This window comes from Nakamurella leprariae (assembly GCF_016918035.1).
GTDB classification, from domain to species: domain Bacteria; phylum Actinomycetota; class Actinomycetes; order Mycobacteriales; family Nakamurellaceae; genus Nakamurella; species Nakamurella leprariae.
In genome coordinates, this window is the sequence record NZ_JAERWK010000014.1 from 1 (window position 1) to 18,130 (window position 18,130).

At 71.7% G+C, this 18,130-nt stretch carries 14 protein-coding genes; 8 read left to right on the top strand and 6 right to left on the bottom strand.

Going from position 1 to position 18,130, the window contains the following annotated elements:
• From JL106_RS10935 to JL106_RS10945, 3 genes are all read right to left on the bottom strand, one after another.
• Positions 1–1,358, bottom strand: a 1,358-nt coding sequence (locus JL106_RS10935; protein WP_205260759.1) for a choice-of-anchor G family protein, incomplete at its 3' end; no start/stop codon positions are given.
• Between the two features lie 548 nt (positions 1,359–1,906).
• Positions 1,907–2,962, bottom strand: a complete 1,056-nt coding sequence (locus tag JL106_RS10940) for a GGDEF domain-containing protein (protein WP_205260760.1) — start codon at positions 2,960–2,962, stop codon at positions 1,907–1,909.
• A gap of 183 nt (positions 2,963–3,145) precedes the next feature.
• The gene (locus JL106_RS10945; RefSeq protein WP_205260761.1) at positions 3,146–4,402 is read right to left on the bottom strand and encodes a sensor domain-containing phosphodiesterase; all 1,257 of its coding nucleotides are present in this window, start codon (positions 4,400–4,402) and stop codon (positions 3,146–3,148) included.
• Positions 4,403–4,657: 255 nt separating this feature from the next.
• Between JL106_RS10945 and JL106_RS10950 the strand changes: the two genes are divergently transcribed.
• Both JL106_RS10950 and JL106_RS10955 read left to right on the top strand, forming a co-directional pair.
• On the top strand, positions 4,658–5,116 hold the full coding sequence (locus tag JL106_RS10950) for a pyridoxamine 5'-phosphate oxidase family protein (protein WP_205260762.1): 459 nt from the start codon (positions 4,658–4,660) through the stop codon (positions 5,114–5,116).
• A gap of 194 nt (positions 5,117–5,310) precedes the next feature.
• Positions 5,311–6,162: a CPBP family intramembrane glutamic endopeptidase gene (locus JL106_RS10955; RefSeq protein WP_205260763.1), complete on the top strand. Its 852-nt coding sequence runs from the start codon at positions 5,311–5,313 to the stop codon at positions 6,160–6,162.
• Between the two features lie 33 nt (positions 6,163–6,195).
• Here the strand turns inward: JL106_RS10955 and JL106_RS10960 are convergent, their stop codons facing one another.
• A complete protein-coding gene (locus JL106_RS10960) occupies positions 6,196–7,701 on the bottom strand; it encodes a serine hydrolase (RefSeq protein ID WP_205260764.1) in 1,506 nt (501 codons plus the stop codon).
• A gap of 76 nt (positions 7,702–7,777) precedes the next feature.
• Between JL106_RS10960 and pheA the strand changes: the two genes are divergently transcribed.
• The 6 genes from pheA (at position 7,778) to JL106_RS10990 (ending at position 13,131) form a co-directional block, all read left to right on the top strand.
• The gene (gene pheA / locus JL106_RS10965; RefSeq protein WP_205260765.1) at positions 7,778–8,707 is read left to right on the top strand and encodes a prephenate dehydratase; all 930 of its coding nucleotides are present in this window, start codon (positions 7,778–7,780) and stop codon (positions 8,705–8,707) included.
• Positions 8,704–9,498, top strand: coding sequence for a histidine phosphatase family protein (locus tag JL106_RS10970; RefSeq protein WP_205260766.1), 795 nt, complete (start codon positions 8,704–8,706; stop codon positions 9,496–9,498). Before pheA ends, JL106_RS10970 begins: the two co-directional genes overlap by 4 nt.
• A gap of 44 nt (positions 9,499–9,542) precedes the next feature.
• Positions 9,543–10,217 carry a response regulator transcription factor gene (locus JL106_RS10975; RefSeq protein WP_205260767.1) on the top strand — a complete coding sequence of 225 codons (675 nt, stop codon included), beginning with the start codon at positions 9,543–9,545 and terminating at the stop codon, positions 10,215–10,217.
• Positions 10,218–10,227: 10 nt separating this feature from the next.
• Complete coding sequence (locus tag JL106_RS10980; RefSeq protein ID WP_205260768.1) at positions 10,228–11,541, top strand: sensor histidine kinase; 1,314 nt, start codon at positions 10,228–10,230, stop codon at positions 11,539–11,541.
• Between the two features lie 136 nt (positions 11,542–11,677).
• Entirely contained in the window at positions 11,678–12,505 is an 828-nt protein-coding gene (locus JL106_RS10985; protein ID WP_205260769.1) for an undecaprenyl-diphosphate phosphatase, read from the top strand.
• A gap of 47 nt (positions 12,506–12,552) precedes the next feature.
• Positions 12,553–13,131 carry a TerD family protein gene (locus tag JL106_RS10990; RefSeq protein ID WP_205260770.1) on the top strand — a complete coding sequence of 193 codons (579 nt, stop codon included), beginning with the start codon at positions 12,553–12,555 and terminating at the stop codon, positions 13,129–13,131.
• Positions 13,132–13,219: 88 nt separating this feature from the next.
• Here JL106_RS10990 and JL106_RS10995 read toward each other — a convergent pair whose 3' ends face one another.
• Positions 13,220–16,279: an LPXTG cell wall anchor domain-containing protein gene (locus JL106_RS10995; protein ID WP_205260771.1), complete on the bottom strand. Its 3,060-nt coding sequence runs from the start codon at positions 16,277–16,279 to the stop codon at positions 13,220–13,222.
• A 253-nt stretch (positions 16,280–16,532) separates the two neighbouring features.
• Positions 16,533–18,062 carry an AMP-binding protein gene (locus tag JL106_RS11000; RefSeq protein ID WP_205260772.1) on the bottom strand — a complete coding sequence of 510 codons (1,530 nt, stop codon included), beginning with the start codon at positions 18,060–18,062 and terminating at the stop codon, positions 16,533–16,535.
• Positions 18,063–18,130 lie beyond the last annotated feature (68 nt).

The following is an 18,130-nucleotide window of genomic DNA, read 5'->3' on the forward strand; positions in this document are numbered from 1 at the left end:
GTGGTGGCGTCGGGGACGAACCCGGTGCCGGTGATGGTCACCGTGGTGCCGCCGGTTTCGGGGCCGGTGCCGGGGTCGATCCCGGTGGCGGTCGGCGTCGGCAGCGGGAACTGGTTCGGTCCCACGGAGGCCGAGGCCAGGTTGATCAACGCGACCGGCGCGGCAGGGACGAGACCGATCTGCAGCGCGCGTTCGGTGAAGACGCCGTCGGCGGTGGTCTGCACGTTGGCGTTGAGCTCGAGCACCGTCTCGAGGGCGGTGGCCAGCGGGGTGATGACCTCGTCGCCCAGTCCGGCCACGACGACGTCGATCGGCGCCGTGACCTCGTCGATCGCGGCGGCCAGGATGCCGGCGATCACAGCCGGAACGACGGGGCCCAGCACCGTGACGACCTCGATGCTGTCGATCGCTGCGGCGATCTGCTCGCCGAGCGCCGTCAGTTCGGCCGAGATGGCGGGCAGGAGTTCGGTGGTGAGGGCGTCCGTGATGAACGGGACCAACGACGTCGACGGACCGAGGTCGTTCAGATCCAGGCCCTGAGCGGCCAGGACCGCCGCGATGTCGATCGTGATGACGCCGGTGTCCAGGTCAGCGGTGATCGACCCATCCGCGGTACTGACCACCGACAGGGTCGCGACCAGATCCGCCAGATCAGGGATGCCGGTCACCTCCGCCCCGGGGACCACGTCGCTGATGAGGTCGACCAGGCCGTCGACGGTCGGCTGCAGCGAGGTCAGGGTGGCGTCCAGATCGCCGGTGACCGCGGCCAGCGTGGGACTGGTCAACGACAGATCGAGTGAGGCGATGCCGTAGTCGCCCGTCTGGGCGCCGGCGCCTGCCGCCTGCGTGGCGGTCGCGGCCACCGCTCCCACGGTCAATCCGGCATCGGAGAGCACCGGGCTGACCGCAGGAAGGGTGTCGATCAGTGGAGCCAGGTCCAGGGTGGCGTCCGAGGGCGGAACGCCGGCGCCGCCGATGTCGATGGCACCACTGTCGTTGACCGCGCCGGAGGCCCCCAGGGAGCCGCCGTCGGCGTCCGCCACGGCGACCTGGTTGACCGCCCCCAGAGACAGCAGCGCGTTGTCGCCCAGCAGATTGACACCGGGCGTGATCTCGACGTCCACGGCGTTCAGAGCACTGACGTCGAGCGGGTTCGGGCTCACCACCCGGTCCGGTTCGCCCGGGTTCACGGCGGTCGCGGGCGCCACTGTGAGGACCGAGTCCAGATCGAGGCCGAGCACCGTTCCGCCCAGGAACCGTCCCTCGGCCTGGGACACGGGTCCGGCAGCCGTGGCCACGCCCATCCCGACCAGGGCGGTCCCGGCGGTGAGGGCGAGGACGGCGCCGACGGCGGTCATCCGGCGTGTGAGGTGATGAGACCGTGGGTGTGGGTCCACCTGATGACGGTCGAATTTGATCATGTACTCGTTCCCCCTGCGGCAGCGGCGACGTCACCGGTCGACGCGCGTTCCCCCGAGAAAGCGCGATCCGTCCGCGAACAATATCCTGAGATTCGGTGGTCAGGATCGGTCGGTAATCGATCTTGTTCAGCTCGAAAGAGGCCCGCGAGCGGTTCCTGGCGAACTGAGATCAGTTCAAGATGAACGTGTTTCAGATTCGAACGCCGGGCGTCGAGATGAAATCGTGCGACGTACAGAGATCATTTCGGTGGCCGGCCGGTCGAAGCTCCACCCGATTGACCAGAATCGCGACCCGAATGCGGAAACCGCGTGACGGTGGGCGTTCGACGGGCGAGCCTGGGATCGCTCTGACGAGGTGTCACTCAGGCGAGCGTGTCGCCGAGTGCGGTCAGTCGTCACGCGCTGCGGTCCCCGGCGCGCGGTTCGGTCGTCGGTGCACGAGGATCACACAGGGTTGCGGCGATCCGATCGCTCCGGGGCGTCCGTCACAGCCCGGTCGCCGCCGGCTCCCCGATCCGGTTCCGCCCGGCTCGCTTGGCCTGGTACAGCGCGATGTCTGCAGCCGAGTACAGGGGTCGGAGGTCACCGGCATGGGTCGGTGCGTGTGCCAGCCCGATGCTCACCGTGACATCGACGAACTCGCCCGCCGCGGTGCGGAACCGACGCGAGCGGATGGCTTCGATGATCTGCCGTGCCCGCTCGAGCCCTGCGGCAGGTGGGCACCCCGGAAGCAGGAGCGCGATCTCGTCGCCGCCGAGTCTGCTGACGACGTCGTTCGGTCGACTCAGTGACGTCAGGACTTCCGCGACGCCGCGCAGGACGTCGTCCCCTCCTGGGTGCCCGAACGAGTCGTTGATCCACTTGAAGTGGTCCACATCGATGAGGATGAGCACGGTGCCTTCGGGGCTGGCGGCACCCGACAGCGCGGTTCGCGCGGCCTCGTCCAGGACCCGTCGGGTGACCAGCCCGGTGAGCGGGTCGATCGCCGCCTGCCGACGCATCTTCTGCAGGAGGGCTTCGCGCTGTTCCTCGGCCTCGGTCAGCAGAGTGGCGGTGACCAGCAGGGCGGCGGCCACGAAGCCGAAGTCCGGCAGTCCGTCGGCGAACGACCGTTGCGTGAACACGACGACGGCCGTGCCGATCACCGCGCAGGTCGTCACCACCGCCACACCGCCACGCGGCAGCTGTGACGCGGCGAACAGCACGGGGAAGAAGAAGAACACCACGGCGGTCGTCGACGTGTCCGCCGTGAACAGGTCGAGTGCGGTGGTCCCGATCACCGCCAGGACCGGCACCAGGACCCACAGCACTCGATGGGTGCCCGATTTCCCCAGTCGACCGGTCAATTGACCGGCTCCGGCGACGGTCGCGGCGACGAGCAGGGTCAGGAGCACCAATGCCGATCGGTCCACGCCGTCCGGAGGGCGGAGGAAGGCGAACAGGATGGTGACGACCGCGGCGACCCTGGTCAAGAGCCGCACCGTTCGCGCTGCCGCGGCGGCGTCCCGCGGTTGCATCCAGCGCACGAGGATCGCGAACATGGCACTCCTGGAAGCCGGCGTGTCGCAGCTGGGCGCGTGTTCGACCACACGCCTCGGCAGGCCGGTACGAAGGGTGATCGCCCGCTCGGACTCGTGGGCGGGTTGACCAGTGGTGGTTGCTAACAGTAGCGCAATGGTTGCTCACAGCGACTGGGATGGCGATGACTCGCGCCCGGTCCACGCTCACCCGGTGGGGAGGGAGACGGCGGTGACCTCGTTCGGAGCTGCGTCGTCGATGCCCACCGGGCAGGACAGATCCTCGATGGACATCGGCCGGCCGAGGAAGTACCCCTGGGCCAGCCCGATACCCAGCTGCTGAGCGGTGAGCAGCTCGGCTCGGGTCTCGATGCCCTCGGCGAGGATCACGGAGTCGGTGGCGTTGCCGAAGGCGACCAGAGCGGTGGCCATGGCCAGGCGCGCAGGATCCCGGTTCATCCCGTGGGTGAGGTGGTAGTCCATCTTGATGATGTCTGGTCGCAACTCCACGAGCTGACGCATGCCGGAGTACCCGGCCCCGGCGTCGTCGATGGCGAACCGTATGCCGGCACTCCGAAGGTCGCGCATGCGATGATGCAGCACGCGATACTCGACAACCGGCGCGTGCTCGGTGATCTCCAGGACGGTGCGAGCCCGGGCGTGGCTCGGGAGGGCCGACCACAGCGCTGTGTCGATGAGGGTGCGTGCGGACACGTTCACCGAGAGCCACAGCGCACCCGGCAACAGGGGAAGGGCGGCGAGTGCATTGCGCACCGCTGCGAGTTCCAGGTCGCACCCCATGCCGACCCGATCTGCATCGTTGAACCACTGTTCGGGACCGCCGTGGCCACCCGGGAATCGAGCGAGGGCTTCGTAGCCGACCGTCTCGAGATCGCAGAGGCGGACCACGGGTTGGAACACCATGCGAGGACCGCCGTCGTCCAACACCGACCGGATCCGGTCCCGGACCATCTCGGCGCTGCGTCGCTGCTCGAGACGTCGGTCGATCGAATCGGCGAGCAGGTCGGCCAGCACCTGCAGGAACGTCGCGTCCCGCTCATCGAGACTGGGCTGACGCGCGGAGCTGAAACAGCAGAGCGTGCCGTAGTACTCGCCACTGCTGGCCCGCAGATGCGCCGCCACGTACGCGCCGATCCCGACGGTCCGCGTCACTCCGAGCGCATTGGTGACCGGGTTGGCGGCGGTATCGGGAATCACCGCCGGCAGCTTGCCGGCCAGGACGCGGATGCAGTAGGAGCCGTCCAGTGCCAGTCGGTCACCCTGTCGGACGCCGAACAGCTCGGTGCGGCCGTCCAGCACCTCGACGACCTGATCACCGTCGATCGTGCTGGAGAACCAGGCCAGGTCCATGCCGAGTCGGGAGCGGGCCAGGGTCAGCACCCGGGTGACCGCTGCGTCGTCCAACTCCTCGGCGCTCAGGATCTCGGTCAGCACCTGCTTCATGGGGCCCCCGGTCAGCTTCGACAACTACTCCAGTCGTCCAGTGACATGTGGTTCATGCCAATACTCTTGACGTATCGACAATAGAGTATGGCCACGGAGATCTCCGATCGAGTGGCGCGGTCACTCGTTCGGTGCCGATGAATTCATTCTGCCGGGTGTGGCGCGGCTACCGGTCCAGCTGACTTCCCCGGCCGACCGCCGCGGATCGGCCTACGGTCGAGAACCGGGGGAATGCCTGCGCACGAGGAGGATGTCATGACGGAAGCCGCTGAACTGCAGACCCTGACCGACGAGGAGTGCACCGAATTGTTGAGCGCTCGGACCGTCGGACGACTGGGAGTCATGGTGGAGCGCTACCCGCTGATCCTTCCCGTGAACTACACCCTGGACCGCGGCGTCGTCGTCATCAGGTCCAGGCCGGGCACCAAGCTGACCAACGCGAGCCACGCCAACGTCACGTTCCAGGTGGATGACTTCGACACGGTCACACGGACCGGATGGAGCGTGCTCGTGCGTGGCCAGGCCGAGGAACTCACCGATCGACACAGCGAAGAGGTCCGGGAACGGACCGAGACCAGTGGCCTGCAGCCGTGGGTCGCGGATGCCGATCTGAGATGGGTGCGGATCATCCCCCACGGCGTGACAGGACGGCGGATCGTGGTGCCGCCGGGCGCTGAACAGGACTGGGCCTACGGCATCGGCGCCTACATGTGAGTGTCGGGGACGCGCGCGGCGGCCGGCGGAGGATGTCGTCGTCCTGCGCGGAGGGCTGACGGTGAGGACGGGGAGCGGCCGCGTCCGTCACGACGCTTCCGATCGGATCGCGCACGCCCCGCGGCGGTGGCGACGGATCCACGGGTCTTCGGTGGGCACCGATCGGCCGGGGCTCGACCTACCCTGACGTGGCCATGACGACACCTCCTGCCGCCGGTCCACCGGCTCCCGACCGGGTCGCTGCGGGATTCACCGGCACCGGGGCCGGCCCGTCCTTCCTGCCGGACCGTCCGCCGGCCGAGACCGCGCGATCCGTCCGGATCGAGCTCGTCATCGTCTTCCTGGTCACCCTGGGCATGAGCGGGCTGCGCAGCCTGGTCAACCTGATCGACTCGCTGCTGGCGCCGACCCCGCTCGCGCAGCAGACGGTGGCCATCGTGGTGCCGCAGGCGCGGGCGTCGTACCTGGACCTGATCAAACAGCTGCTGAGCGTGGCCTCCGGCCTGGCCTGGGGCGCGCTCGCGCTCTACCTGCTGTGGCGTTCCGGCGTGCACCTGCGGACCCGGCTCGGCCTGGACCTGAGCCGGCCGGGCCGCGACCTGCTCGCGGCGGTCGGGCTGACCGCGCTCATCGGCATCCCGGGGCTGCTCTTCTACCTGTTCGCGCACGCCATCGGCATCAACCTGGCGGTGGCACCGACCACGCTGGACGACGCCTGGTGGCGGGTGCCGGTGCTCATCCTCGCCGCCTTCGAGAACGGTTTCCTGGAAGAGGTCCTCGTCGTCGGGTACCTGCTCACCCGGCTCGAGCAGCTCGGCGTCCGGCCGTGGAAGGCGACCGCCATCAGCTCGGTGCTGCGCGGCTCGTACCACCTGTACCAGGGGTTCGGCGGGTTCCTCGGCAACGCCGTGATGGGGGTGGTGTTCGCGTTGTGGTTCCGCCGCACCCGCCGGCTGTGGCCGCTGGTCGTGGCCCACACCCTGCTCGACGTGTTCGCGTTCGTCGGGTACTCGCTGCTGGCCGGCCGGGTCGACTGGCTGCCCTGACTGTGAACATGGCCAGCCCCGGCCGGCCGGGCCTCATCCGGCCAGCAGGGTGAGGGCGTCCTGGGCGACACCGACCAGCTGCGGCTCCAGCGGGACCGCACCGGGATCGGTCGACGCGGTCTGGAACACGACCAGGAACCGCTCGCCGTCGGCGTCGGTGGCCAGCCAACTGCCGGCCACCACCCCCGGCGAGTTGCCGCCCTTGAACGCCACCGACGGCCACTGCGCCGGGTCGATCCCGCCCGGGTTGGCGGTCAGGATCTCGGTCAACGGCTCACCGGCGGGGGTGCCGGCCCGGTCGGACAGGGCCAGGTGCGCCCGGCAGATGTCCCGCGCCGTGGCGAACCACTCGAGACCGTCCGGCCACACCACGGTGGTCACGGTGAGCGGGTCGATCGCCAGCGGCCCACCCGGCAGCCCGTCGAGCAGCGCACGCCGGCCGGCCTCGTCCGCGGCCACCCACTCGGGCGTGCGGTCGGGCGTGCCCCAGCCGAGCTGGAACAGGTTGCGGGTGGTCAGCAGCGGCCGGTTCGCGGCCGGGTCGGCCATCCCCAGGTCGGCCATCGCCTGCTCCACCGCCGGCCGGCCCAGCCGCTGGATCAGCAGGTCGGTCGCGGTGTTGTCGCTGATGGCGATCATCCCGGCGGCCGCGTCCTGCACCGTCACGGGCGTGCCGGTCGGCTCGTTCTGCAGCTGACCGGACGGCAGGCTGCGCACGTCGTCGCTGAGGGTCAGGGTCTCCTCCCAGCTCAGCGTGCCGGCGGCGACCGCGTCGACGACCGCGCCCAGCACGTACAGCTTGAAGATCGAACCCATCGGACGCGCCTCGTCGACCCGCAGCGCCAGGCCCGCCGCGCCGGGGTCGGTGTCGCAGCTCGCGGCGTCGGTGATCGGCAGGGCCAGCAGCGACGTCTCCGTACCCAGTCCGTCCACCTCGGCCTGCAGGGCGCCCAGGCTGGTCGCCGGGTCCCGCTCGACGTGCGGCTGGAACAGCAACCCGTCGATCAGGCCGGCGTCGTCCACGCTGATCGACAGGGCCAGCGGGGGTGAGGTGTCCGAGGTCAGCACCAGCACCGCGGCGGTCCGGCTCTGCTCCTGCACCTCGCTCACCGTCCACGGCCCGAAGGCCCGGAACTGCCCGAGGATCGGGTTCAGCTGGGCGATCGGGGCCTGGGTGAGGAACTCCGGCGTGAACCGCTCGGTGGCCTGTGCCTCGGTCAGGTCCGCGCCGCCGGGCTCCAGCAGCGGCAGCACCCAGGCCGCGGCTTCGCCCAGCGGACCGGCCGGCAGCGTCGAGTCCGGCGCCCCGGTGGCGGATGTCGAGGTCGATGTCGGGGCCGAGGTCGTCGCTGCGGGGGAGGACGAGGTCGGGGCCGAGGACGCCGGGCTGGTCGTCGAGGTCGCGGGCGTCTCCGGGTCAGCGCCCGCGCAGCCGGCCAGGACCAACCCGGCGGCGGTGAGCGCACCGACGAACGGCACGGTGCGGCGGCGCGGGCGGACGGTGCGGGCGGCGGCTGCGTACGGCATACGACGTTCCATGATCTCCACTGTGCCGATCCCGTGTCGCGGTCGCGGCACCGGGGGTGCCGGGCGGCCGCCTGGCTAGGGTGGCCCGGTGACCGAGCGGTGGGCGTACCTGGGACCGGAGGGCACGTTCACCGAGCAGGCCGCGGAGCTGCTGAGCCGTCGCGCCCCCGGCCCGGTCGAGCGTCGCCCGGCCCCGACCGTGCCGGCCGCGCTGCGGGCCGTCCGGGACGGCTCGGTCGGGGCCGCGGTGGTGGCGCTGGAGAGCTCGGTCGAGGGATCCGTCCCGGTCACCCAGGACGAGCTGATCCACGGTGAGCCGCTGCTGATCACCGCCGAGGCGCACGTGCCGGTGACCTTCGACCTGCTGGTCCGGCCGGGTACCGAGCTGTCGGCGGTCACCGCCGTCGGCGCCCACCCGCACGGGCTGGCCCAGGTGCGCAGCTGGCTCGAGGGGCAGCTGCCCGGGGCCCGCGCGGTGGTGTGCGAGTCGAACGCGGCGGCCGCGGCGGCCGTGGCGGCCGGCGACCTGGACGCCGCGGCGGCCGCGCCGGTGGCGGCCGTCACGTACGGGTTGGTCGCGGCGGCGGCCGACATCGGGGAGCGGCACGACGCCGTCACCCGGTTCGTGCTGCTGCGCCGCCCCGGCCCGGTCCCCGCGCCGACCGGCAACGACATCACCTCGATGGTGCTCTCGGTCGACAACCACCCGGGTTCCCTGCTGGCGGTGCTGACCGAGTTCGCCTCCCGCGGCATCAATCTCACCCGGCTCGAGTCGCGACCGACCCGATCGCGGATGGGGGAGTACGTCTTCACGGTCGATGCCGACGGTCACCTCACCGACCCCGCGATGGCCGACGTCCTCGTCGCGCTGCGCCGACGGTCGGCGCTGTGGCGGTTCCTCGGGTCGTACGCCCGGCAGGACGGCCGGGGCGAACCCCTGCCCGGGTTCGCCACCGGGTCCGCCTATCGTGAAGCGCGGGACGCGGTCCGGCGATGGCAACTGGGGGACTTCTCATGACGATCTTGCTCCTGGCTCGGCACGGCCAGACGCCGTCCAACGCGCAGGGGCTCCTGGACACCGCCGTGCCGGGGCCGTCGCTGACCGAGCTGGGCCGCCAGCAGGCCCAGGCGTTGGCCGACGCCATCGCCCACCAGCCGGTCCGGACCATCTGGGCGTCCAACCAGACCCGGGCCCAGGAGACCGCCGAACCCGCCGCGGCCCAGTTCGGGCTGCCGGTCGGGGTGCTGCCGGGTCTGCGCGAGGTGGACGCCGGCGACATGGAGATGGCCAACGACCGCCCCTCGGTCGATCGCTACCTGCACGCGCTGGGCGAGTGGATGCAGGGCCGCTTCGACGTCCGGATGCCCGGTGGTGAACTCGGGTACGACGTCATCGAGCGCTACGACCGGGCCATCGAGGACGCGGTCAGCGCGGTCTCCTCGGACGACGGTGCGGTCCTGGTGGTCAGTCACGGCGCGATCATCCGCACCTGGGCCACGGTGCGCGCGCAGAACCTGGAACCCGGGTACGGCTCCCGCAACCCGCTGTCCAACACCGGCGTGGTCGTGCTCGAGGGCGACCCGGAACGCGGCTGGAACGCCGTGCAGTGGATGGACCAGGCGATCGGCGGGCCGGAGGTCTCCGCCGACGGCGCCGACGGCCCGGCCGCGGATCCCGCCCCGCTGGACGTCACCTCGGCCGCCGAGGCCGCGGAGGCGTTCGCGGTCGGCACCGAACCGGACACCACCGACATCACCGACGGCGAGGACGACGCCTACACCCGCTGGCGCACCCGCGCCGGCGGCTGAGCCGCTTCAGCTCGCCTTCAGCTGCGCCGGGGAACACTGGCCGGGTGCGGGTGCTGGTGGTCGACGACGAGGCGCGGTTCACCGAGGGGCTGCGCCGCGGGCTGGTCGCCGAGGGCTTCTCGGTCGACGTGGCCGGCAACGGGGTCGACGGGCTGTGGCGGGCCCGCGAGGTGCAGTACGACGCGATCGTGCTGGACGTGATGATGCCCGGCATGAACGGCTACCAGGTCTGCGCGCAGCTGCGTGCCGACGGCAACTGGACGCCCATCGTGATGCTCACCGCCAAGGACGGCGCCTGGGACCAGGTCGAGGGGCTGGACACCGGCGCCGACGACTACGTGGTCAAGCCGGTGGCGTTCCCGGTGCTGGTCGCCCGGCTGCGGGCGCTGATGCGTCGCGGCCGGCCCGAGCGGCCGACGCAGCTGGTGGTGGGCAGCCTGGTCGTCGATCCGGCCACCCGTGAGGTCCGGCGGGGCGACCGGCACATGGTGCTGACCAACCGCGAGTTCGCGGTGTTGTCCTTCCTGGCTCGCCGAGCGGGCACCGTGGTACCGAAACTCGAACTGCTGCGCGGCGTCTGGGACGACGACTTCGACGGCGATCCGAACATCGTGGAGGTCTACGTGGCGCACCTGCGGGCCAAGATCGACCGGCCGTTCGGGCTCGAGACGATCGAGACGCTGCGCGGCGTCGGCTACCGGCTGACCGCGGACACCTGAGGTGCGGGCGGTGGGACGACGCTGGTCGTTGCGGGTGCGGATCACCGGGGTGGCCACCGCGGTCGTCCTGGTGGTGCTGGTCGTCGGCGCGCTGGCGTTCCTGGCGGTGCTGCAGTCGATGTCGGTCGCTGCCCAGGCCACCACCGCGGCCCAGCAGGCGACCCAGATCGCCGCCGACACCCGCGCCACGGGTCGGCTGCCGCCGTTCGAGGCGGACGAGGTGGTCATCCAGCTGCAGCGGGACGGTCAGGTCGTCGCGGTCGCCGACGACGACTTCGCCGGCATCGCGCCGCTGCCGGTGGCCGCCGAGGCGGCGACCGTCCGGGTCGCCGGCCAGCGGTACGTGGTCCGGTCCAGTGAGATCGCGCTGCCGTCGGCCGGTGTCGAACACGTCGTGGTCGCGCGGTCGCTCGAGGGTGTGGACGACGCGACCCGGGCCGCGGCCGTGCTGCTGGCGGTCGCGGTGCCGGCCGCCGGTGTGTTCGTCGCCGCGCTGACCTGGATCGTGGTCGGCCGGTCGCTGCGCCCGGTGGAGCGGATCCGGGCCGACGTCGAACGCATCGGCGACGATCCGTCGCGCCGGGTGGACGCGCCGCCCGGGCGGGACGAGGTCGCCGGGCTGGCCGTCACCATGAACCGGATGCTCGGCCGGCTCGACCAGGCGAGATCCGTCCAGCGCCAGTTCGTCTCCGACGCCTCGCACGAGTTGCGCTCCCCGGTCGCCGCGATCCGCCAGCACGCGCAGGTCGCGCTGCTGCACCCGGGCGCCACCTCGCTGTCCGGCCTGGCCGAGGTGGTCGACGCCGAGGCCGCCCGGCTGGAGGACCTGGTCAGCGACCTGCTGCTGCTGGCCCGGCTGGACGAACGCGGGACGCTCAACCAGCAGGAGGTCGACCTGGACGACCTGCTGCTGGCCGAGGGCGCCCGGCTGCGGTCACTGGGCGTGCAGGTCGACGCCAGCGGCGTGGGACCGGCGCGGGTCCTGGCCGACCCGGCGCTCACCGCCCGGGCGGTGCGCAACGCGGTCGAGAACGCCCGCCGGCACGCACGTTCGGCGGTGGCGCTGACCGTCCGGGACGACGGGGCGACGGCCCTGGTGTGGATCGACGACGATGGTCCGGGGGTCCCGGTCGAGGACCGGGAGCGGGTGTTCCGGCGGTTCGAGCGCCGCGACGACGCCCGTGACCGGGATCGCGGGGGCACCGGACTGGGGCTGGCCATCGTGGCCGAGAGTGCCCGGGTCGCCGGTGGGACAGCACGTCTGGGCGTGTCGCAGCTGGGCGGGGCGCGGCTGGAACTGCGGCTGCCGTCCGTGCACGACTGACCCGCCCGGCCAGCTCCAGGTCCGGATCAGCGGCGTTCAGGCTGGCTTCAGCATCGGCCGTCCACACTGGGCGCTCGCCGCGCCCGTGCGGCGGCCCGGCCGACCGGCAGCGGGCTCGATCGGCAGGAAGGGCCCGATGGGGTGGTTCGACGCGGTGCTGCTGGGTCTGACCCAGGGGCTGACCGAGTTCCTGCCGATCTCCTCGTCGGCGCACCTGTCCATCGTGGGCCAGCTGATCGGCAGCCAGGATCCGGGCGCCGCCTTCACCGCGATCACCCAGCTGGGCACCGAGATCGCTGTGCTGGTGTACTTCCGTGCGGACATCGTCCGGATCGCGCTGGCCTGGTGCCGGTCGCTGGTCGGGCGGGTGCCGCGCGACCACGCCGACGTGCGGATGGGGTGGCTGGTCATCCTCGGCTCGGTGCCGATCGTCGTCGCCGGCCTGCTCTTCCAGGACCAGATCGAGACCACGCTGCGCAACCTGTGGATCACGGTGGCCATGCTGGCCGGGTTCGGGCTGGTCATCGGCTGGATCGACGCCCGGGCCCGGACCGACCGGACGCTCGAGCAGCTGACTGTCCCCCACGGACTGCTGTTCGGGCTGGCCCAGTGCCTGGCGCTGGTCCCGGGCGTCTCCCGGTCCGGTGGCACCATCGCCGCCGGTCTGGCCATGGGGTACACCCGGGAGGCGGCGGCCCGGTACTCGTTCCTGCTGGCCATCCCAGCGGTGCTCGGCTCCGGGGTCTACCAGCTGACCCAGATCGCCGACGACCCGGTCCGTCCGCCGTGGGGGCCGATCGCGGTGGCGACCGTCGTCTCCTTCGGCGTGGGGTACGCCGTCATCGCCTGGCTGCTGCGGTACGTCAGCACGCACAGCTTCCGGCCGTTCGTGATCTACCGCCTGGCGCTGGCCGCGGTGGTGGCCGGCCTGCTGCTCGCCGGCGTCCTGCAGCCCCGGGTTTGACCCGGCCCGACCCGACCCGACCTGAGATCGAGACAAGAGGAGCAGTCATGGGTGTCAGTCTGAGCAAAGGTGGCAACGTCAGCCTCACCAAGGCCGCACCGGACCTGACGTCGGTGTCCGTGGGCCTGGGGTGGGACGTGCGCTCGACCTCCGGCCACGACTTCGACCTGGACGCCAGCGCGCTGGCGCTGGGCAGCACGCACACCGTGCTCGGGGACGAGTGGTTCGTGTTCTACAACAACCTGCGGTCGCCGGACGGGTCCATCCAGCACCAGGGTGACAACCTGACCGGCGAGGGCGACGGCGACGACGAGGTGGTGATCGTCGAGCTGGCCCAGGTGCCGGCCGAGGTGAGCGCCATCGTGTTCCCGGTGTCGATCCACGACGCCGACCAGCGGTACCAGTCGTTCGGGCAGGTGCGCAACGCCTACATCCGGGTGGTCGACGTGGCCACCGGCGAGGAGTTGGCCCGGTACGACCTGACCGAGGACGCGTCCACCGAGACGGCCATGGTCTTCGGCGAGCTGTACCGCAACGGCGCCGAGTGGAAGTTCCGCGCCATCGGTCAGGGGTACGCGACCGGACTCGCGGGGATCGCCAAGGACTTCGGCGTCAACGTCGGTTGAGTCGCAGGCCCCACGGGAACGACAGTGGCGCCCGGTCCCGTGGATCCCACGGGGCCGGGCGCCGTTCACGTGTCGTGACGGAGCCGGGTCACTGCTCCCGGCGGCGTCTGGCGCCCCAGACGGACAGGGCGACGCCGACGACGAGCAGGCCGCCGGCGGCGATCAGCATGCCGCTGGTGTGCACGCCGGTGGAGGGGAGCGTGCCGGACGCGACCCCGGACTTCTCCGGGTCGCTCGATCGCCCGCCGGAACCGCCCGATCCGGTGCCGGACCAGCCGGAGCCGCCGCCGACGCCCGTCCTGGACTGACCGCCGTCAGCCGGCCCACCGCCGTCGCGCACGGCCACGACCTCGACCAGCGTGGTCGGCCCTGTCGTCGGCTGTGTGGTGGCCACCACTTCGGTGCTGGTCACCGTGGTCGGGGGTGCGGTGGACGTCTCGGTACTGGTCACCGTCGTGGTGGTGCCGCTCGACGGCGTGGTCGTGGGCGTGGTGGTCGTCGGGGTGCCGGCGGTGACCGTGAACGTGCCGGTGGCAGTGATGCCCGACCCGAACCCGGTCAGCGTGAACGGCACCACCCCGGCCGGCACGGCCGGCGCGACCGGGATGACCCGCGCCGCACCGGTGTCGTCGGCCAGCACGCTGACCGGCTCACCGAGCCCGGTGAGGATGACCGTCTCGCCAGCCCGGAAGCCGGTGGCGGTGATGGTCGCCGCCGCACCCGGAGCGGCCGACTCCGGCGTCACCGACGCTCGGCCCACCGGCGCGGTGGCCTCGGCGCAGACGTCGCCCGGGATGCCGACCCGCTGGGCGGCGTCGGCCCGGCCGACGCCGACGCGGACGTTGGTCACGGTCGGCAGAGCCTCGGTGACCAGAGCCGCCGCCGCGACCAGCGCGGTGACCCGACCGCGCGCCCCGAACACGGCAGGCACCGGCAGGGGCACGGCCACACATCGCTCGCCGGCCTCGAAGCGGACCGGCGCCGTGGTGACGAGCTGACTGTCGGCGTTGCTGAACGCGCTGACCACCGCGGTCACCGGGGTGGTGGCCGGACGGTCGAGGAGCACGGCCATCGTGCCGGTGGAGGGCGCCTCGGTCTGCAGCACGGTCGTCGCGCGCATCGTCAGCTGCGGCAGGTCGGGCGTCCCCGGGTTGCCGAGCGCCGGCCGGCTGAACGAGATGCCGGACAGCAGGACGCCGCCGGCGGCGCCACCGGTGAACCGGATCTCCCGCACGTCGGTGGTGTCGATGCCGGTGAGCGTGCCCAGCGGCACGGTCACCCCGCGCAGGATCACCTTGCGCAACGGCTTGCCCACGCCGGGCAGGACCGTGGCGGCCGGGGTGAGCAGTGCGGGGTCGACCTCGGCCACCGCGCCGCTGCCGTCGACGACCTGCACCGTCACGTCGACCCGGTCGATCGTGTCGTCGTCGGGGGCGAGCCCGAAGGTCAGCGCCGCGTCACTGCCCAGACCGGCCGGGTTGCGGGCGTCGTCGGGTACGGCCACCCGCACGGCCCCGCCGGGCGACGTCCAGGTGGCGTGCAGCATCGTGCCCGTGCCGACCTCCGGCGCCAGCGCTGCGGGCGCGAAATGGGGCAGCTGATCCTCGAGCAGGAACGCACAGGCGGGCAGACCCGGACCGGGCACGGTGCCCGTCCCGGCGCACAGCTCGGCCTGGGCGCCGCTGACGGTCACGTTCGCCGCGTCGCTGGTCAGTCGGGCGATGTCCAGCCGGTCCTTCACCGGGGCGGTGGCGGTCACCCGGATGTCGGCCCGCCCCATCGAGGCTGTGACCGTCTTGGACCCGTCGAACAGCGGCAGCCATTGCTCCTCCTCGGCCAGGGTCAAGCGGAAGAAGGCGGACAGGTACCCGGTGCCGACCGCCCGCTGCTCGGGCTGGCTGAGCCGGGTGGGCGCCGATGCGCCGCACACCGGATTGCTCTGGTCCCGATCGGCGAACATCCAGTCGTCCGCGCCGCCCACCGGGAAGCCACCCGGCGACCAGACGGTGTTGAAGTAGTTGTGGTTGGCCCCCATCACCAGCACCGAGGACCGCAGCACCGAGTCGTCCTGGTACGAGCGCCAGGCGTCGTCCAGGTACTGCTGCCCGTTCAGGCCCGCCACGTCGCCGTCGCAGTACGGCAGCACGGACGCGGTGACCACACCCGGCACGCTGAGCCGACCGAAGTCGGTGGGCGCCAACGGCATCACCGACAGGATCCCGTACGGCTGCTCCCGCAGCTGGTTGAGCTGCGCGGCCCGGACCACGCCCTCGCCGCCGCGGGAGTGCCCCATCAGGCCGACCCGGGACAGGTCCAGCCGGCCGGTGAGGTCGGGTGCGAAGCCGGGGGACCCATCGGTGGTGGCGGCGGCCAGCAGATCGAGGGTGTGCAGCACCAGCTGCCCACGGGCCTCGGTGCCGAAGTCGACGGCGCCGTCGTCCAGCGCGTTGATGGCATTGGCCGAGATCGAGACGACCGCGACGCCGTTGCTGGCCAGTGCCTCCGCCGCGTCCTCGTACCCCAGGTAGCTGGGGATGTCGCTGCCCGAGCACGGCCACGCCGGCTCGGCGGACCGGTTCACGCACGCGGCGTGCCGGCCGTGCAGGAACACCGCGACCGGGTGCGCGCCGCGGGCGTCCGGGTAGTACACGGCGCCGCGGATCTCGCCCTTGGCACCGAGGCCGGGCAGATCGATGACCTGATCGCCCAGGTTGTAGTCGGCCCGCCGGACGTCGAACCGGCCCTCGGTCGCCGGGTCGTCGGTGAGCACGGTCGGCGTCGGCTCGGCCTGCGTCGCGCCGATGCCGTCGACCGCCTCGGTGTCGGGGTAGCCGTCCCAGACCAGGACGACCTCGGTGGCGTTGGCGACGTCGGGATCGGTGGTCGTGGTGGTGACCGACAGGCCGTCCTCCGACGGAACGGCGATGCCGATGATCTCCCCGTCGATGCGCAGCTCGGCGACCTCGGAGCGGACCGGGAACGGCTCGGTCAGCCGCAGCTCGACGGTGTACACCCCGCCGTCCTCGGTGATCGACCAGGTGCTGCCCGATGCGACCAGCACCGGCGCCATCAGCACCGGGCCGGACGGCGCGGCGGCGGCGGTGCCGGTCAGGACGGGCGCCGCGATGAGCGCGGCGGCCAGCACCACGCTCGCGACGCGCCGCGACGATCGCGCCCCGCGCGGACGTCTCGCGATGTCAGGGACGTGGGGACCGGGCCGTCGGGACGGCCGGGACGAGGGTGGGGTCACCCGGGGCTCCGTTCGGAGAGATCACGCGACGGTCACTCACCGCCACAAGGTCGAACGGAGAGTAGCCAAGTGATCACTTTCGCCGCGTCACGGGATCGAGTGGATCTCGCGCGAGGAAGGAGGACGCCCGCCGGCGACCGCGCAGGTCACCTCAGCCGTTCCCGGCCGCCGACCAGTAGTGGTCCTTGATCATGCGCTTGAAGAGCTTGCCGGTGTCCTCACGGGGGAGGGCGTCGTCGAACACCACGACCTTCGGCACTTTGTACCTCGCGAGCGTCGAGCGGACGTGCGCGCGGACGTCCTCCTCGGTGATGACGGCTCCCGGTTCGAGCTCGATGTGCACCGCGATCGCCTCGCCCATGTCCGGATCCGGGATGCCGAAGACGGCCGCGTCCCGCACGCCTGCGAGCTGGACGATCGCCGCCTCGATCTCGGCCGGGTAGATGTTGACGCCGCCGGAGACGATCATGTCCTTGAGTCGGTCGCTGAGGTAGAGGAACCCGTCGTCGTCGACACGGCCGACGTCGCCCACGGTGATGAAGCCCGTTCCGTCATCGACCTCGCGGCGACCGGCGTCATCGTTGAGATACGTGAAGTCGGGCCACGTCGTCGTCGGCCGCCCGTAGACGAGTCCCACCTCTCCGACGGGCACCTCGCGCCGGTCGGCGTCGAGGATCTTGATGGCCGCCCCACGGACAGGTCGGCCGACCGTTCCCGGGTGCGCGAGCCACTCCTGTGCGGTGCACTCGACCAGGACGCCGGTCTCGGCGCCGCCGTAGTACTCGCTGACGATCGGTCCGAGCCAGTCGATCATGGCGCGCTTGACGTCCGGCGGACAGGAGGCGGCCGCGGTGACCACGGTCTTCAGCGAGGAGACGTCGGCCGCCCGGCGCACCTGCTCGGGCAGCTTCAAGAGCCGGACGAACATGGTTGGCACCATCTGGACCGTCTCGACACGGAACTCCTGGACGAGGGCGAGGAACCCCTCCGCGTCGAACCGCGGCATGATGACGATGTTGGCGCCGATCGCTGCCGCGAACGACATGCCGACGTTCGGAGCGGCGTGGTAGAGGGGGGCCGGGATCAATGTCGTGCCGCCCGGCCGGATCCCCATGCTCTGTGAGAACTCGCGCAGGGTGTCGGGCATGGCGGCCGCGGCGATGGGGTTGCGCAGGATGCCCTTCGGGCGACCGGTGGTCCCCGAGGTGTAGATGACCGAGATGGGCGGTGCGTGAACGGTCGCCGTCGCGGGGGCGCTGGCGGTGATGAGGTCGGTCAGCAGGGGGTGCCGGCCGGTCACCGGCACGTGGCCGAGCGCGTATGCGTTCGACACCTCCGATGGCACGGCCGCCTCGATGATGACCAGGCCCTCGGGTGCCTGCGCCTCGACCGCGGGGACCAGATCGCTGTGAACGACGGCGACCTTGGCGCCCGAATCGGTCAGGATGTGGCGAAGGTCGGTGCCGGTCCAGTGCCAGTTCACCGGTACCGGTACCGCACCGATGGACGAGGCGCCAATTGTCGTTTCCACGTAGGCGATCTCGTTGCGCATCACGATGGCGTAGCGGTCGCCGTGGCCGACGCCGAGCCCCTGCAGGGCACCGGCGAACCGGACTGCTCGGTCCTGGACCTCGGTGAGGGGCCGGTGGCGGGGTCCGCATCGGACGAAGGCCTCGGTCATGTCGATCCTGTCCATGAGTCGGTGAGTGGTGGGGTGAGTGCGTCCGGCCGGCGCAGCTGGTGGTCGGA

Coding starts and splice junctions, on each gene's coding strand:
- JL106_RS10940 (WP_205260760.1), bottom strand. CDS start 2,962: ATGTTCGCGATCCTCGTGCGCTGGATGCAACCGCGGGACGCCGCCGCG.
- JL106_RS10945 (WP_205260761.1), bottom strand. CDS start 4,402: ATGAAGCAGGTGCTGACCGAGATCCTGAGCGCCGAGGAGTTGGACGAC.
- JL106_RS10950 (WP_205260762.1), top strand. CDS start 4,658: ATGACGGAAGCCGCTGAACTGCAGACCCTGACCGACGAGGAGTGCACC.
- JL106_RS10955 (WP_205260763.1), top strand. CDS start 5,311: ATGACGACACCTCCTGCCGCCGGTCCACCGGCTCCCGACCGGGTCGCT.
- JL106_RS10960 (WP_205260764.1), bottom strand. CDS start 7,701: ATGGAACGTCGTATGCCGTACGCAGCCGCCGCCCGCACCGTCCGCCCG.
- JL106_RS10970 (WP_205260766.1), top strand. CDS start 8,704: ATGACGATCTTGCTCCTGGCTCGGCACGGCCAGACGCCGTCCAACGCG.
- JL106_RS10985 (WP_205260769.1), top strand. CDS start 11,678: ATGGGGTGGTTCGACGCGGTGCTGCTGGGTCTGACCCAGGGGCTGACC.
- JL106_RS10990 (WP_205260770.1), top strand. CDS start 12,553: ATGGGTGTCAGTCTGAGCAAAGGTGGCAACGTCAGCCTCACCAAGGCC.
- JL106_RS11000 (WP_205260772.1), bottom strand. CDS start 18,062: ATGACCGAGGCCTTCGTCCGATGCGGACCCCGCCACCGGCCCCTCACC.